The sequence below is a fragment of the Rhodococcus sp. NPDC079359 genome, from assembly GCF_040702585.1.
Taxonomy (GTDB): domain Bacteria; phylum Actinomycetota; class Actinomycetes; order Mycobacteriales; family Mycobacteriaceae; genus Rhodococcoides.
Map to the genome: position 1 here is coordinate 716,356 of NZ_JBFBLH010000001.1, position 14,432 is coordinate 730,787.

Genomic DNA, 14,432 nt, shown 5'->3' on the forward strand with positions numbered 1-14,432 from the left:
CGCAGGGCACATCTACGAATACCATCGGCACTCGAGACGAATGCCGTCGAATACGAATCACTACCACCAGGGGACAGAAGTGAAACTGATCAGAACAGCAACGGTAGCGGTGGCGTTGACCGCTGCGGTGGCCACCGGAGCAGGCCATGCTGTGGCAGACCCGTCGTCGGACCCGGTGAACTACGAGACTTCGGTCAACCCGGACGGCACGGTCACCACCATCCTCGATGCCGGGCTGTTCCGGGTCGACGCCACGAGCGAGAACGTGTCCGTCATCGACCAGGCCGGTGCCACGCTCGCAACTGTTCCGCTGGAATACACCATCAACGGCACCGTCTACTCGATCGCACCGCTGATCGGTGCCGAGGGTCGCGAACTGACGTTGACTCCGCAGACGGTTCCCGTCGCCGAGGTCGCAGGTCCGCGGACCAAGCAGCAGGCATTCGACAACATGGTCAACCAGCTCGCAATCGGCTGGAACAACGGTGGCGGTGTCGGCACGGCGATCGGCGCAGGCCTCGGTTTCGCCATCGGCTGTGTGTCGATCTTCCCGAACTTCATCTCCGGGTGCATCATCGGAACCGTCATCGGTACGGTTGCCGGCGCGGTCATCGGTACGTCCAACGGAAACCCGCAGGCTCAGCCTGCGGTGTTCGAGTACTTCACCACTCCGTAAGGCAGAACGGCCCCGAGCCGACGGAGGTCCGAACAGCGGGTGGAGCGCGTGCGCTCTACCCGCTGTTCGCTGTTCGCCCGGTCAATGCCCGGCGCATCGACACGGCCTTGACCATCGTCTCCTCGAACTCCTCGTCGGGATCCGACAGTGCCACGATTGCACCACCCACTCCGTACGTCACTTCGTGCTCGGTGGCCACGATCGTGCGAATGACGATCGAGAAGTCTGCGGTGCCGGTGATCGAGAAGTAACCGATGGCACCCGAGTACACCCCTCGCGGTCCGTCTTCGAGCTTGTCGATGATCGCCATCGTGCGGATCTTCGGGGCTCCTGTCATCGAACCACCGGGAAACGCGGCACGGATACAGTCCGCCGCGGATGCGTCCTCGCGCAGGCGACCACGAACGGTCGAAACCAATTGGTGCACGGGAGCGTAGGTTTCGACATCGAACAGCTTCGGTACGTGAACCGACCCCGGAACGCAGACCTGGGCGAGGTCGTTGCGCACCAGATCCACGATCATCAGATTCTCGGCCTTGTCCTTCTCGTTCGCGACGAGATCGGCCTTGAGCGCGTTGTCTTCTTCCGCAGTGGCTCCGCGGGGACGCGTCCCCTTGATCGGCTTGGACTCGACTACGCGGTCGGCGTCGATGCGCAAGAAGCGTTCCGGAGACGCACTCAACACCGACAGCTCGGGAAACTTCAGCAGCGCACTGTACGGAGTGGGGTTGATTTCACGCATGTACGAGTAGGTGGCGGTCGCGTCGATCGAACCGGCTACGGTCGCCGTGTTGGTCAAACAGACCTCGTACGTCTCACCGGAGCGAATCTCGGCGAGGCACTGGGAGATCAGATCGAGGTAGTGGGCACGGTCGTGGCGTAGACGGGGCTCGAGCGATCGATCGGCTCCGAGCAGGGGAGTGCCCGACGCTGGCGCACCCGCACGGTCGTTCGGGACGGCCTTTCGCGACAAGCCACGCAGGGTCTCGGTGACAGAGTCGAACCACTGCGCCAACACAGGATCCCCGGGGGTGGTGGCCAACCCCATCAGATACAGGGTGCCGGCTTCGTGGTCGAACACCAGCGCGCGATCTGCGAAGACCATCGACGCGTCGGGAGTCGAGGCCGTGTGAACCAGTTGGCCACCGGTATCGGCCTTGAGTTCGTATCCCAGATACCCCACGTAGCCGAGACCGAAAGCAAACGGTAGGTCGTGTCGAGGGGGAGTGGACCGCTCTCGCAATCGCTCGTCTATGTAGTCGAAGAATGTCGAGTGGATGCGCTCGGTCGTACCGTCGGCACCTTGCACGGTCACCGTGGTCTCGGCAACCGAGTAGGTCACGTACTCCGCGTGGGGACCCGAGCAGTCGCCCATGACGGTGAATCTGCAGTCGGGTTCGAGAGCCGCGCTGCCGTCCAGCCAGAAACTCTTCGAGCCGTCCGCGAAAAGAGCCTCGAATACCTGCTCGGAGTCGAAAGCCTCGTCGAGCGAACGTGTTTCGATGGTGAAGATCGAATCCTGAGTCCGTGCGGCGCTCGATGCGGCCGATTGAGCCAGTGTCAGATCGCGGAAGTTGGCGAGTAGTTCGCGGCCGTATTCGGTACTGATCGACTCGGGATGGAACTGAACGCCCCACATGGGCTTGCTCCGGTGCCGCACGGCCATGACCAGTCCGTCGGGCGTCCATGCGACTTCCTCGAAGTCGGCAGGGGTGCGGGTCACCACGAGCGAGTGGTACCGCACCACCGAGTAGGGCGAGGGGATTCCGGCGAACAGGTCCACGCCGGAATGAGTGATGTCGGTGATCCTGCCGTGCATCGGCGCGGGCGCGAGATCGACACTGCCCCCGAACAGATGGCACAGACCCTGATGCCCGAGGCACACGCCGAGTATCGGTAGACCGGACTCGAGTATCACGCGAGAACTGATCCCGAAGTCCTGCTCCACATCGGGCCGCCCGGGACCGGGTGAGATCACGACGTTGTCGAAAGCCTCGAAATCCAAGGACGTCCACTCGACGTCGTTCTTGACCACCGTCGGCGGCCGTCCGTTCACCTCGGTGAGAAGGCTGTACAGGTTGTAGGTGAACGAGTCGTAATTGTCCACCAGGAGCGTATGAATCGTCATCGGCGTGCTTCTACCGTTTCCTGTCGAGGCCCGGCCCGGGCGTCGGAGAATCGATGATCGAATCCTCGACGCGACATGCCTCTGCAATCATCGTTCGGTACAGATCTTCGAGAAAGTCGGGGGACATCCCATTCGCCGACGCGAATTCTCTCGCTCGCTCTGTCACCAATCCGACACGGCCTGGTTGCATCATGGGAATGGCGTGTTCTCGTTTTACGTGTGCAACACGTACACACACATCGATGCGGTCTCGAATTGCAGCGCGCAGAACTTCGTCGATTCCGTCCAACTCGCGCCTCAACTCCGCAAGCTTCTGCTCGCCGACTGCGCGATGACCTTCCGATTCCGCTTCGGAGGCCGCCGTGCGCAAAGCATCGGTCGAGCGCTGATCAGAATCCTGGCTCACGAGTTATTGCCCCCTGATTTTTTCGAGTGCGATGCCGCTGTTTATCGGTATTCTCCGACAACTGTTACGGCGACCGTTCACGAATCGTCCACTTGTGTGACAACCGATACTCGATGATGGCACCTCGGACAGCCACCTCGCCACTCGATCGTATTGGAATACCTGGTCAGGCGACAATGAATGCAACAAAGGTCCGCGAAAACATCCGACAAGTTCGATATACATAAAAAAACTGCACCGCCGGATTGTTTCCAATCAGGCGGTGCAGTGAACGGCGACCATCATGCGCCGCGGCGCTTGACCTTCAGCAGATCCAAACGCTCTTTGAGAAGTTCTTCGAGCTCGTCCACGGAACGACGCTCGAGCAGCATGTCCCAGTGGGTACGGGGAGGCTTGACTTTCTTGGCCTCCGGCGCGGTTCCCTCGATCAGCGACCCTTCCAGACCGTTGCGGCAAGCCCAGGTGCCGGGAATCTCGGCATCGTCGGCGAACGGTACGTCGAACTCTTCGCCGTTGTCGCACCGGTAGCGCGCAACGCGGCGGGGTGCCAGGTCGTGATCACGGTCGGTCTCGTAGCTGACCGCTCCCAGCCGGCTACCTCGAAGTACACGATCTGCCATGGTGAAGTCCTCTCCATCGATAGTAGGTACGTGCGTCGAAGCCATCCGTTGACATCGAACTACACCGTCTACCCACTGATCTACAACGTCGCCGCGCGTCGGTTCGTTCCCGGGCCGATGAGTCCCGGTGCGATCCCATCGGCGCAGCTTATCGGGCGATCTTACCTCGCGACCGCAGTAGGCTGAACGACCATGTCCGCCAGAACCCGCCGCGACCAGACATGCGCCTGGTGCGGGCGTCCGGTCGCCGACACAGGAACCGGCCGTAAGCGGCGGTACTGTCGTCAATCGTGCCGTCAGCGAGCCTACGAGCAGCGCAGCGCGACGAAAGGGACGTCGATTCCCGACGACGCCGTCGTGCTGACAGCGGAGGAGGTGTCGGCCGTAGCAGACAGAGCGTTCGAGGTTCGGTGTGCCGCCGAGGACGTCAGCACCGCGGTGGCGGAAGGTGCCGACGCTGCGGAACTGCACCGACTGTGCGCCGAGCTGTTGGCCAAAGCTCACGACGCAGAGCGACTGCGCTGAACTGCGGTTCCTTACCCGTTCACCGACTCCATGGACAATGGTCGTACCGCCCGCGCGACTGCGCAGGCGGTACGACCTAGTGAGGAGCTCCATGGCGTTCTGGGATCAACTCAAATCCAAGGCACAGGAATTGAACGGCCAGCTGCAGACCAAGACCAGCCAGTTCAAGAACAAGGAATTCGCCAACGGCAGCATGGCCATGTGTGCCCTGATCGCGGCGGCGGACGGCACCATCGATCCTGCCGAGCGCCAGAAGACGGCATCTCTGATCGCCGGCAACGAGGCTCTGAGAGTGTTCGAGCCCGACGAGCTTCGGCAGAAGTTCGACTGGTACTGCGACAAGCTGCAGGGAGATTTCGACTTCGGGAAGGTCGAGGCGACAGCCACGATCGGCAAGCTGAAGTCGAAGCCCGACCAGGCACGGGCCGTCATCCAGATCGGCATCATCATCGGCGGCGCGGACGGCCACTTCGACGATCACGAGAAGGCTGCCGTGCGCAATGCGTGCTTCGCAGTCGGAATCGATCCGGCCGAGTTCGAGCTCTGAGTCCTTCCGTACGGAAGGACCGCGGTAGTCGATCGTGCTGACGGCGATCGACGAAGTCATCAGGCGACTTCGTCGATCGCCGTTCTCGTCGGCAGTCGTCCGCTGTGAAATGTGGCGTATGCCGGGATACTAGGGGCACTCCGACGGCATGGGCCGACGTCGAACGATCCGTTGGAGATCCGGTTGCAGCCCCACCAGCAAAGGGACCGTGCATGACAGTTGCCGCGATCTACCTCGTCATCGCCTTCGGTCTGGGCGGACTTGCCATGGTGGTACGGCTACCTCCCTTGGTCGGGTTTCTCGCTGCCGGTTTCGTCATCAATGCGCTCGATGTCGGTGAGGTGCCCCAGCTCGAGCTGATCGCCGACCTGGGTGTGACGCTGCTGTTGTTCGCTATCGGTCTCAAGCTCGACGTTCGTATTCTTCTGCGCCGGGAGGTGTGGCTGACGACGTCGGTGCATCTGGTGGCGAGCATCGTGGTCGGTACCACCGTGCTGTGGCTCGCCGCCGTCGCCGGGTTGGCCATGCTGTCAGGCCAGAGCCTGACGACGATAGCGTTGCTCGCCTTCGCGATGTCGTTCTCGAGCACAGTGTTCGTGGTCAAGGTTCTGGAAGAGCGAGGGGAGTCGCACGCCCTCTACGGACGGGTGGCGATCGGCGTCCTGGTCATGCAGGACATCGTTGCCGTGGTTTTTCTCACCATAACCAGCGGCTCGCTGCCGAGCCCATGGGCGGTGACGCTCGTACTGCTGTGGCCGGTGACGCGGATCCTTCGGAGGATCTGGAGCGGACTCGGCCACGGCGAAATGCAGTCACTGTTCGGCATCGTGATGGCGCTGGTCCCGGGTTACGCCTTGTTCTCCGCCCTGGGTCTCAAGGGGGACCTGGGCGCACTGGTCATCGGCGTATTGCTGGCATCGCATCCGGCCTCGTCCGAACTGTCACGATCGCTGTTCCACATCAAGGAACTGCTCCTGGTGGGCTTTTTCGTCTCGATCGGTTTGTCCGGGCTGCCGGACCTACCCAGTCTCGGTGTCGCCCTCCTCATGGTGCTTCTGCTGCCACTCAAATCCGTCTTGTACCTGGCGCTGTTCGCCCTGATGAAGTTGCGGTATCGGACCGCGCTCCTGGCCGGACTGAGCCTGATGAACTATTCCGAATTCGGCTTGATCGTCGTGTCGGTAGGAGTGACGACCGGCCTACTCGCACCGGCCTGGCTGGTCGAGATGTCGATCGCCGTGGCTTTGAGTTTCGTCGCGTCGGCTCTGGTGAACGGCCGTGGCCACCTGATGGTCGAGAAGATCGCGACACGTCTACCCGAGCAGGACGAGTTGAGCCTGCATCCCGAGGAACGCTCCGGCGATGCCGGCGACGCCGAGGTGGTCGTGATCGGAATGGGGCGTGTCGGGTTCGCGGCATATCAGCGGCTCACCGATCACTACGGCCTCGATGCCGTAGGCGTCGACTACGACGGGCCTCGCATTCGTCGCCTGGCCGATCAGGGATTACGAGTCATCGAAGGGGACGCAACCGATCTCGATTTCTGGCATCAACTACGGCATTCCGAGTCGGTACGCATTGCCGTGCTCGCGATGCCGCGTCACGGTGCCAATGTCACAGCACTCGCCTGTCTGCGCGAATCCGGATTCAGTGGAACAGTTGCGGCAGTGGCCCGCTACGACGACGAAGTGCAGTGGGCCAAGGAGCACGGCGTGGACATCGCGTTCAATGTCTATGCAGGTGCGGGGTTGGAATTGGCGGATCAGGTCGCCACGACATCGCCCGATCCCGTCGGCAACGAAAGCGACTCCGACCTCGGTACCTCACAGTCCGAAAAGATCCCTCGGCCGACCACGAAACCGGTACCGCTCGACGAGCATCCCTGACCGATTCGCGTGGGATATTCGAGGGCCATGGGAGAGACACCGAATCGGCGACTGGACCGCGGCCTGCTCGTCCCAGCTCCACCCTTCCGAATCGTCACAGTGACGATTCGGAAGGGTGGAGCTGGGCGAGGGGAATGCAAGAGAGTGGCGCAAGCTCGATCGGAATCGCACATTTCATCCGGATCCACACATTTCAGTCAACAGTCGCGAGGAGCTGCCCGTTGGACAACAGCGTCGAGTGTCCGCCGCAGCGTTCGAGTGGGACGTGCACACAGCGTTCGACGCTGAAGCGCCGTCAATGCGTCGGCCACAGGAACCGAACCGCCGCAGCGTCCATCGACACCCCCTGAACTGCGGCTCCGTTTTGCCGATAATCAACATTATGTCAACTAACCGGAACCCACTGCTTGTTGCAGCGCAATACCTCTCGCCGTCCAAGCATTTCCGAGTAGGAACAATGCCAGAGGGCGCTGACACTCTGACCAGTTACCGACCCTTCGCTGCCTGATCGGCTTCGGCGCGGTGCCTGATGAACTCGTTCCGAATACACAGGATGCGTCGAAGGTACAGCTTTCCTGGGATATCCAGAATCAGAGCGGCGAGTCGTCCTCCGCGAAACTGTACTGACATGACGTCGACCATCTGGGTGTGATCACGTGTTGCGAGAAAGAAGTGTTCGTGACGCATCGAAGAGAAAGGGCCGGTGACTTGTTCGTCCACGAAATATCGAGGACGTTCGTGCTCTGTGATACGGCTGGTCAAGGTGAACCAGAACCCGAGGTGTCTGGAGCGGATCTGGATCTCATCCCCCCGGCGGAGGCTACTGCGATCGGATGTGAACCGAACACTTTCTCCGAACGAACCCTGAGACTCCGCGTGGACCTGGGCATCCGACTCCAGTTCGAAGACTGCTGTTGGGTCCGCGGCGATCGGTGTCGACAGTGTAATGGTGAAGGCCATTCGCACAGCTTTGCAGGCTGCTGTTGTGCCGTGGTGACGGCCGGGTCGTCGAGAACGACCTGGCCGTCACCACCGTGGCATCGGTAGTCCGATGTTCCGGATGGGTCGCTATCGAATTTTGATTCAGCGGGCCTGGCTAGGCGGGGAAATCCACGCTGCGAGACAGTGTTTCGTTCGACCGGATGTCGCTCAGATTTTGTTCCAGCGCGTCGATCACGGCGTCGTATCCGCTGTTGCCCAGGATCAGCCGGTGTGGCGGTGGGTTCTGGGCCATCGCTGCGACCACTGCACGGGCACCGCGATGCGGGTCTCCCGGTTGCACCCCGTTCATGTCGACGAAGTCGGCCCGCACCTGTTCCAGCATCTCGCGGTATTCCGGAATGGCCTCCGCGATGGGCTCGTCGGCGAATCCGGCGTAAGCGTTCGTGCGGAAAGCGCCCGGTTCGACTGCCAACACGGAGATGCCGTGCTCGGCGACTTCCTGGCGCAGCGCGTCGGTGACGGCCTCGATCGCGTATTTCGTGGCGCTGTAGTAGCCGAATCCGACCGCCGCCAGAAGCCCGGCCACCGAGGACACGTTGACGATCCACCCGCTTCCGCGGGTGCGCATACCTGGTAGCACTGCGCGCGTGACGGACAGCACGGCGAAGAAGTTCAGCTCGAACATCGCCCGTATCGAGGACTCGTCCATTCCCTCGATCGATCCGTACCAGCCGCGACCGGCGTTGTTGACCAGCACGTCGATACCGCCGAAATGCTCCTCGGCCGTGTGTACCGCGCGGAGCACCTGCGCCGCGTCGGTGACATCCATGGGCACGATGAGCACGCGGTCACCGTAACGATCGGCCCACGACACCAATTCCTCCGGACGCCGGGCGGTGAGTACCACGCGGTCCCCCGCCTCCAGCGCCACCTCGGCGTACGCCATGCCGAAACCGCCGGGTGTGCCACCGGTGATGAACCATCGCTTGCTCATGGCTCGATCACCAGCCCCTGGATCAGCGCACCGTCGAGCGTGAAGCGGTAGTGCAGGTCGACGACTCCCCCGGGGAAGTTGCCTTCCAGGTGCTGCTCGACGTCGACAGTCGTGCCGGATGTGGTCGCTCCGGTGAACTTGCTCGTGTAGGTGTACTCACTCTCACTGACCGAGGCGATCAGCCAGGCCTCGATCTCGTCTCGGCCCGAGTGGTCGTGGCCCTCATCGGTTACCACGGCATCCGCGGTGAATACGGAGAGCCCGCGAGCGCCTTGCTTGGAGTCGAGTGCGGTAATGAACTTCTTCACGTTGTCCGGGAGTCCATCCCATTGTGTGGTCATGACCCCACGGTGATGCCTCCCCCAAGGGGAGTGTCAACACCAGGTCCACCCGGGTAAAACACTCCTCGCAAATATTCAGACGGATCGTAGAAAACAGCGAGCAGACTCGAGCCGATCGGCGTCGTAGTCCTCCCACTTCGCGGCAGGCACATCCTGATGCCCGACCTCGACGAAACTGCGTTTGGCGAAGAACTCCGCGGCCTCACTGCTGACGGTGACCGCGAACAGGGTCGAGATGCCTTTCGTGCGGCAGACCTCCAACAATCCGTCCATCAACAAGCCGCCTGCTCCCAGTCCGGAGAACTCGGCAACGGTGATCAAGCCGGACACTTCGCCGAATCCGGTTCCGGCGTAACGGTCCACCTCGAGTCCGACGATGCCGGCGAGGTGCCCCGTGCGCAGTACCCGAGCACCGAGCCCACCGACAGCCATCCTGGCAATCTCGATCCGACTGCGCTGCTTGAGAACCCCTTCTCGCACTCCCTGTGCCACCAAAGCCTCTATCGCCGGGAAGTCGTCCACCTGTAGCGAGGCCAAGTGCAGGTAGCGGCCTTGGGTCAGGACGGTCCCTCGGCCGTCGAATGTGAACAGCTCGAATTCGAGATCCTCAGCACGACAGAGGTTTACGCTGTATGCACCACCGGCAAGTGCTGCCTCGGCGGCTGGGGGGAAATCGTCGAGCCCCCGTTCGGCCAGGTGGGCGACCAGGCGCTCGCGGTGCAGGTCGATGTCGGCGAAGCTACGAGGAGGATTACCCCAGCCCCCGCCCGGATCGGTCAGGACCATTTTCGATGCCCGCACGCTCGCAGACACGGTGCCGGCAGTGCGCGCGACAGCGGCCGCCTCCGCCCCGATCACGACGCATTCCGAGTCCGCGATTGCGAGCCACAGACGGGCGACGGACTCGTCGTTCCAGACAGTCGCACCGGTCATGGCCACACCACCGACTGCAGCGGTGACTTCCGGAGCATGGTCGGCCGGAACCACGAATATGAATCGCGTGTCGCCGGTGCCGAACTCACCGACCGTCCGTTCCACTGCTTCCAGAGCCGCGACGCTCACTATGGGAAGGGCGATCACGATCGTGACCCCTCGGAACTCCTCGACGAAGAAGTCGCGCTCGGCAACAGGCACCCCGCTGGACGTCAGCTCGACCGCCACCTCGCGCGGGACCGCTGGCCGCGGCCGCAATTTCCGGGGGTTGGCGCGCAGATCGTAGTTCGTCATGGTGGGTCCAAGTGTGGACTGTCGACTCACACCCCGCAACGTTCGAATCAGTAGGTGTAGTTGATACCTCGGGAGAACGTGAATCCGCCCGTGGGTGCGGTACACCCGATTATGTCGTCGGGCCCGGACCGGCACACCACGTCCTCGACCGACAGCACCTGGCCGAACTCGAGTATTGGGGCGTTCGCATCCACGTAGATGCCCTGTGTCGTGCACATGCTTTCCGAGCCCGCCGCGGTTACGCGAACAGCGACCTTGTCGTTCTCTGCGTTCGAGCATTGCGGTCCGTCGAAAGGATTTCTGCCGTCCACGGCCTGACATCCCACTCGCCCCTCGGGCCCGTCGGCGTCCCAGATGCCGCAGTGAATGTTGCCCGTCGGCGACGTGAAGTTGTATTTGTCACTCCCCGTCCGGAACGTCACGGGATCGACGTTGCCTGCTTCGTCTCCCGACGGCTGCAAGATCGCACCACCACCACCCGGCACCAGGTCCGCTGCTTCCTCCGGCGTTCGCGTCGACGGAGCGACTGCAGATTTCTGTGGGGATTCGGCCTCGAGCCGAGTCGGCGGCTCGGCCACAACCGACGACTCGGTGCTCGTCCCCGCGGGCGACGTCGTCGTCCCAGCGGGCACACGTGTCGTGTCCGGCGCGGCACTGGTGTCCGAATCGCCACTCGCACAACCACCTAGGGCCAATCCGCACACAGTCGCGACCAGAACAACTGACTTCCGAGCAATTGTCACGTTTTCTCTTTTCTCTTTCGAGTCGACATGAAGACGTCACGGCTCTCGCCCGCCGGAAGCCGGTTCGGCGCTGTTCAGCGGGCCGGCACCTCGAAGGTGGGGCTCGGTGTATGCGCGGCACTCGTTCTGAAGGTGACCGTAAGCGGCCCCTCCCCTGTCTCGATGTCCACGTAAGGGTTTGCCACATTGGGGCCCTGGAACCGCCAGCTCGCCACCCGCTGCTCGGCGGTTCCGCTGAGTCCTGTGTCGTGGTTACGCCAATCCGCATAGATGCTCAGATAACACTCGTAGTCGGCTGATCCGGCCCATGCCGGGCTGTACAGGTGGGTGGTGAAATTCGCACGAATCTCGTTGGGCGCGTAGCCGCTCTGGACATTCACATCGACGGTACCGCCGAGACATTGGGGAACCTCGGCGAGCGTGTAAATCCGTTGTTGCGGCGAGAAGTATCTCTCCTGGGCACCGGCTTGCGCGGCGCTGGTACCGATCACGGCTGTGAGCGCGCTGGCGAGGACGAGTGAACGAGTGACGACCGGATGCTTCTTCATGACCCTCCATGGATGTGCGCGGTGTACTTTCAGGATTCAACGTAACACTTGCCTAGACGGAAAGTGTTAGAGTTGCCAACATGGAAAGCAATCAGTCGCCGGACGACGTGCGCGATCTTCTGGATGCGCTCCACGCCGATCGCGTCTCCCTCGCAGATCGTCTCGCTGCACCGTCCTGGTTCTACCCGGTCTTCGCCGCCGTGACCGCTCTGCACGTAGGAACGCCGGTATTGTCGGACAGCAACGTGGGTGCCGCATTCGCCGCTCTCCCGGTAGCGGCAGCCGCGACATTGGCTCTGCTCTACCCCCGGATATCCGGGGTGCGACCGGCGGCAGTAGGCATGGTGGGATGGGGTGTTCTCATCGGGCTCCTGGTGAGCGTGCTCGGCTTGTTGAGCGTGTCCTACGGTGTGGTGGCGTCGCTGTCTGCGTGGTGGGTACTTGTGCCGCAGGCCGTGTGCTTCGTCGTCGTGCTGTTCGGCGGTCGTCTGTTCGACGGCGTGTACCGAACCCATCTGCACGCTGGAGGCGTCCGGCAGCTCACCGGCCGCCGGTCCAGGAGTAACTGATCGTGACCGAAGATCCCGGTTTCGGGCCGAAATTCGATTCCGTCATACATGCTCCAATCCGCCTGCGTGTCTGCGGAATTCTGCGGCGAATCGACGAAATCGACTTCGCGGTCATACGCGACACACTCGAGATCAGCGACGCGTCGCTGTCGAAACATCTCAAAGCGCTCTCCGACGCGGGCTACGTCTCGATGAAGAAGACTGCGTCGCTGTCACGTTCGGACTCGAGGAGAGTGACGTGGGTGAAGCTGACAGGTGCCGGACGGGAGGCGTTCGATGCTCATATCGCCGAACTTCATGTCATCGCCCACGGCCACCCGGAACCATCGCCGTCGCGACCGCCCCTCATGACGTGGAGTCCGACCTTCGGTGCCACCCCCGAATTGGGCTGAACTGCATGTCACCGGGTGCAATTTCCACCACCCAGCATCCGAACGAACCGCCGCTCCACTCGCCCTGATGCGCCGTCCACCTGCGTGACATCGGTTCCGATCCACCCTGCATTCTCGTACACGCCAATTGCGCGGTCGTTGTCATCGATCACCCATAGTTCCAGAGTTGCGCAATCGACAGCGTGTACATGCGTCTCGACGCTGCGCAGCAACTCCGTGGCAACCCCTTCGCCCCACATCGCCGGATCCACGGCTAGGTAGAAGATCTCGAAGTTGCGACCGCGCGGGGCAAAGAGGACGAAACCGACTGTCCGATTATCCGTTTCGGCCACCAGAATCGCCGCACCGGCGATGTCGAGTCTGCGTCTGATCCCCGCGACCGCCGATGATGGACTGCCCGGTGTCCGACGCCCGTCGCGAACGGCAGTCGAGCGTGCCCAGATCGACGCCACCGCGTGCAGGTCCTCGGGATCTCCGGCCACGATGACGGGTCTACCGGAACGTTTCATGCACCCGTCACAATCGGGGTGATTCTCGCGCGCTCACACAGCGACATCACCATCTGCCCAACATAGCTGCCCGACGATCGAATCGACGCGATATCCTCACCCCGTGCCCATCGATCCCGCCGTCCGAATGTCTCGGCTGCAGGCATTGATCGATCACCCTCGCACTGGCAACTCGGAACGAGATGTGGCGCAGCGCATGCTGAATCGATTGTTCCGCTCGATGCGTTCAACCTCCGGCAGCACTCGACAGTACGGTTCCAGTCACGGCCGATTGGGTCGACATGCGGGCCTCGAAGATGTCGCCGAGATGATTCGCCACGACCTGGCGTCGGCGCGCACCGACCGACCCTGCCCGGCCGAACCCTACGGCCTGGCGAGGAGTAATCCGGTTGCTGACGCGCCTGCCGACATACGGTTCGAGGTCGAAGCCCGCCGCGACTGCGAGATCGTTGTCACGATCAGCTGCGTCCCCACCGCATGGGGTTGGCAGCACGACGACGGAATCGACGTCCACTCCCCTGCGCTATGCGCTCTCGTCGACGACATCGCCGTAATCGTGAACAGCTACAACCACTTCGGCAACGACATCATGCACCGATTCTTCGGTCGCGTTCGTGTCGAGGATCGGACGGTGGTGCGGTGACCGTTCCGACGTCCCACAGCTCCGAGGCAAAGATTCGATGAACTCGCAATCCACCCGACCTGGGGCCGCCCCGTACAGCAAGCTCTTTCTCGCCATCTACGACCTGTGGGTGATCAGACTCTCGAACGACTACGGGTGGCGTTGTAACAGAAAACATTTCGTCGACCTGTACCGTGAGCGTATCGGTCGGCGTCACCTAGAAGTCGGCCCCGGATCGGGCTGGGTTCTCGCCAACATCGACCTTCCCACCAATATCGACCTCACCCTCGTCGATCTAAATGCCAACTCACTCGAGCACACCGACTCGCGCCTGGACGTCTCGCCCACACTGATCGAACACGATGTGATGCGGCCGTTGCCGGAGAACGTCGACACATTCGATTCGGTGTCGATCAACTATGTCCTGCATTGCCTCCCCGGCGACTGGTCGACCAAGTCCGTAGCACTGACGAACCTAGCGAACGTGCTGAGACCGGAAGGCGTGTTGTTCGGATCGACCGTGATCGGCGTCGACCAGAAGTACACAGCACTCGGTGCGGCGCTGATGTTCGCCTACAACAGAATCGGTGCCTTCGGTAATCGGCACGACGATCTGCCCGGCTTACGACAAGTCCTGTCCGACAGATTCGAGCAGGTAGAGGTCACGATGGTGGGAAATGTGGCGCTTTTCGTCGCTCGACATCCCATCGAGGCACGACAACGGACAGACTGATACCCGGCGCGGACTGTTCGGGCA

The 14,432-nt window shown here is 62.2% G+C and carries 17 protein-coding genes; 8 read left to right on the top strand and 9 right to left on the bottom strand.

Annotated elements, in window-relative coordinates; all coding sequences use genetic code 11:
• Window positions 1–79 precede the first annotated feature (79 nt).
• The gene (locus AB0362_RS03260; RefSeq protein ID WP_094641778.1) at window positions 80–676 is read left to right on the top strand and encodes a hypothetical protein; all 597 of its coding nucleotides are present in this window, start codon (window positions 80–82) and stop codon (window positions 674–676) included.
• A gap of 55 nt (window positions 677–731) precedes the next feature.
• On the opposite strand, the gene pabB is transcribed toward AB0362_RS03260, so the two are convergent.
• From pabB to AB0362_RS03275, 3 genes are all read right to left on the bottom strand, one after another.
• A complete protein-coding gene (gene pabB / locus AB0362_RS03265) occupies window positions 732–2,804 on the bottom strand; it encodes an aminodeoxychorismate synthase component I (RefSeq protein WP_149405758.1) in 2,073 nt (690 codons plus the stop codon).
• A gap of 10 nt (window positions 2,805–2,814) precedes the next feature.
• Window positions 2,815–3,210 carry a chorismate mutase family protein gene (locus tag AB0362_RS03270; RefSeq protein WP_082898863.1) on the bottom strand — a complete coding sequence of 132 codons (396 nt, stop codon included), beginning with the start codon at window positions 3,208–3,210 and terminating at the stop codon, window positions 2,815–2,817.
• 281 nt (window positions 3,211–3,491) lie between these two features.
• On the bottom strand, window positions 3,492–3,830 hold the full coding sequence (locus AB0362_RS03275) for an RNA polymerase-binding protein RbpA (RefSeq protein ID WP_027497120.1): 339 nt from the start codon (window positions 3,828–3,830) through the stop codon (window positions 3,492–3,494).
• A 192-nt stretch (window positions 3,831–4,022) separates the two neighbouring features.
• Here AB0362_RS03275 and AB0362_RS03280 point away from each other — a divergent pair, with 192 nt between their 5' ends.
• The 3 genes from AB0362_RS03280 to AB0362_RS03290 all read left to right on the top strand — a co-directional run bounded on the left by AB0362_RS03280 (window position 4,023) and on the right by AB0362_RS03290 (window position 6,788).
• Entirely contained in the window at window positions 4,023–4,355 is a 333-nt protein-coding gene (locus tag AB0362_RS03280) for a hypothetical protein (RefSeq protein ID WP_068051195.1), read from the top strand.
• 91 nt (window positions 4,356–4,446) lie between these two features.
• Entirely contained in the window at window positions 4,447–4,902 is a 456-nt protein-coding gene (locus AB0362_RS03285) for a TerB family tellurite resistance protein (RefSeq protein WP_032398482.1), read from the top strand.
• A gap of 212 nt (window positions 4,903–5,114) precedes the next feature.
• Complete coding sequence (locus AB0362_RS03290) at window positions 5,115–6,788, top strand: cation:proton antiporter family protein (RefSeq protein ID WP_317784733.1); 1,674 nt, start codon at window positions 5,115–5,117, stop codon at window positions 6,786–6,788.
• A 1,096-nt stretch (window positions 6,789–7,884) separates the two neighbouring features.
• Here the strand turns inward: AB0362_RS03290 and AB0362_RS03295 are convergent.
• From AB0362_RS03295 to AB0362_RS03315, 5 genes are all read right to left on the bottom strand, one after another.
• Window positions 7,885–8,724: an SDR family NAD(P)-dependent oxidoreductase gene (locus AB0362_RS03295; RefSeq protein WP_317533953.1), complete on the bottom strand. Its 840-nt coding sequence runs from the start codon at window positions 8,722–8,724 to the stop codon at window positions 7,885–7,887.
• Entirely contained in the window at window positions 8,721–9,065 is a 345-nt protein-coding gene (locus AB0362_RS03300; protein WP_317533954.1) for a nuclear transport factor 2 family protein, read from the bottom strand. The genes AB0362_RS03295 and AB0362_RS03300 overlap by 4 nt, the downstream gene beginning before the upstream one ends.
• 75 nt (window positions 9,066–9,140) lie before the next feature.
• Window positions 9,141–10,292: a GNAT family N-acetyltransferase gene (locus AB0362_RS03305; RefSeq protein ID WP_317533955.1), complete on the bottom strand. Its 1,152-nt coding sequence runs from the start codon at window positions 10,290–10,292 to the stop codon at window positions 9,141–9,143.
• A 47-nt stretch (window positions 10,293–10,339) separates the two neighbouring features.
• Window positions 10,340–10,924, bottom strand: a complete 585-nt coding sequence (locus AB0362_RS03310; RefSeq protein ID WP_317533956.1) for a hypothetical protein — start codon at window positions 10,922–10,924, stop codon at window positions 10,340–10,342.
• Between the two features lie 185 nt (window positions 10,925–11,109).
• Window positions 11,110–11,583 carry a hypothetical protein gene (locus tag AB0362_RS03315; RefSeq protein WP_068047269.1) on the bottom strand — a complete coding sequence of 158 codons (474 nt, stop codon included), beginning with the start codon at window positions 11,581–11,583 and terminating at the stop codon, window positions 11,110–11,112.
• Between the two features lie 80 nt (window positions 11,584–11,663).
• Between AB0362_RS03315 and AB0362_RS03320 the strand changes: the two genes are divergently transcribed.
• Both AB0362_RS03320 and AB0362_RS03325 read left to right on the top strand, forming a co-directional pair.
• Window positions 11,664–12,152, top strand: coding sequence for a hypothetical protein (locus AB0362_RS03320; protein ID WP_317533957.1), 489 nt, complete (start codon window positions 11,664–11,666; stop codon window positions 12,150–12,152).
• A 2-nt stretch (window positions 12,153–12,154) separates the two neighbouring features.
• Complete coding sequence (locus AB0362_RS03325; RefSeq protein WP_149405751.1) at window positions 12,155–12,544, top strand: transcriptional regulator; 390 nt, start codon at window positions 12,155–12,157, stop codon at window positions 12,542–12,544.
• Between the two features lie 8 nt (window positions 12,545–12,552).
• Here AB0362_RS03325 and AB0362_RS03330 read toward each other — a convergent pair whose 3' ends face one another.
• Complete coding sequence (locus AB0362_RS03330) at window positions 12,553–13,053, bottom strand: GNAT family N-acetyltransferase (protein ID WP_317810426.1); 501 nt, start codon at window positions 13,051–13,053, stop codon at window positions 12,553–12,555.
• Window positions 13,054–13,156: 103 nt separating this feature from the next.
• On the opposite strand from AB0362_RS03330, the gene AB0362_RS03335 reads away from it, so the two are divergent.
• Together AB0362_RS03335 and AB0362_RS03340 are read left to right on the top strand one after the other, a co-directional pair.
• Complete coding sequence (locus AB0362_RS03335) at window positions 13,157–13,696, top strand: hypothetical protein (RefSeq protein WP_317810429.1); 540 nt, start codon at window positions 13,157–13,159, stop codon at window positions 13,694–13,696.
• 37 nt (window positions 13,697–13,733) lie between these two features.
• Window positions 13,734–14,408, top strand: a complete 675-nt coding sequence (locus tag AB0362_RS03340) for a methyltransferase domain-containing protein (protein WP_317810430.1) — start codon at window positions 13,734–13,736, stop codon at window positions 14,406–14,408.
• Window positions 14,409–14,432 lie beyond the last annotated feature (24 nt).

Excerpts from the sequence above, each read along its gene's own strand:
- pabB (WP_149405758.1), bottom strand. The coding sequence starts at position 2,804 with ATGACGATTCATACGCTCCTGGTGGACAATTACGACTCGTTCACCTAC.
- AB0362_RS03275 (WP_027497120.1), bottom strand. The coding sequence starts at position 3,830 with ATGGCAGATCGTGTACTTCGAGGTAGCCGGCTGGGAGCGGTCAGCTAC.
- AB0362_RS03280 (WP_068051195.1), top strand. The coding sequence starts at position 4,023 with ATGTCCGCCAGAACCCGCCGCGACCAGACATGCGCCTGGTGCGGGCGT.
- AB0362_RS03285 (WP_032398482.1), top strand. The coding sequence starts at position 4,447 with ATGGCGTTCTGGGATCAACTCAAATCCAAGGCACAGGAATTGAACGGC.
- AB0362_RS03290 (WP_317784733.1), top strand. The coding sequence starts at position 5,115 with ATGACAGTTGCCGCGATCTACCTCGTCATCGCCTTCGGTCTGGGCGGA.
- AB0362_RS03295 (WP_317533953.1), bottom strand. The coding sequence starts at position 8,724 with ATGAGCAAGCGATGGTTCATCACCGGTGGCACACCCGGCGGTTTCGGC.
- AB0362_RS03300 (WP_317533954.1), bottom strand. The coding sequence starts at position 9,065 with ATGACCACACAATGGGATGGACTCCCGGACAACGTGAAGAAGTTCATT.
- AB0362_RS03305 (WP_317533955.1), bottom strand. The coding sequence starts at position 10,292 with ATGACGAACTACGATCTGCGCGCCAACCCCCGGAAATTGCGGCCGCGG.
- AB0362_RS03315 (WP_068047269.1), bottom strand. The coding sequence starts at position 11,583 with ATGAAGAAGCATCCGGTCGTCACTCGTTCACTCGTCCTCGCCAGCGCG.
- AB0362_RS03320 (WP_317533957.1), top strand. The coding sequence starts at position 11,664 with ATGGAAAGCAATCAGTCGCCGGACGACGTGCGCGATCTTCTGGATGCG.
- AB0362_RS03330 (WP_317810426.1), bottom strand. The coding sequence starts at position 13,053 with ATGAAACGTTCCGGTAGACCCGTCATCGTGGCCGGAGATCCCGAGGAC.
- AB0362_RS03340 (WP_317810430.1), top strand. The coding sequence starts at position 13,734 with ATGAACTCGCAATCCACCCGACCTGGGGCCGCCCCGTACAGCAAGCTC.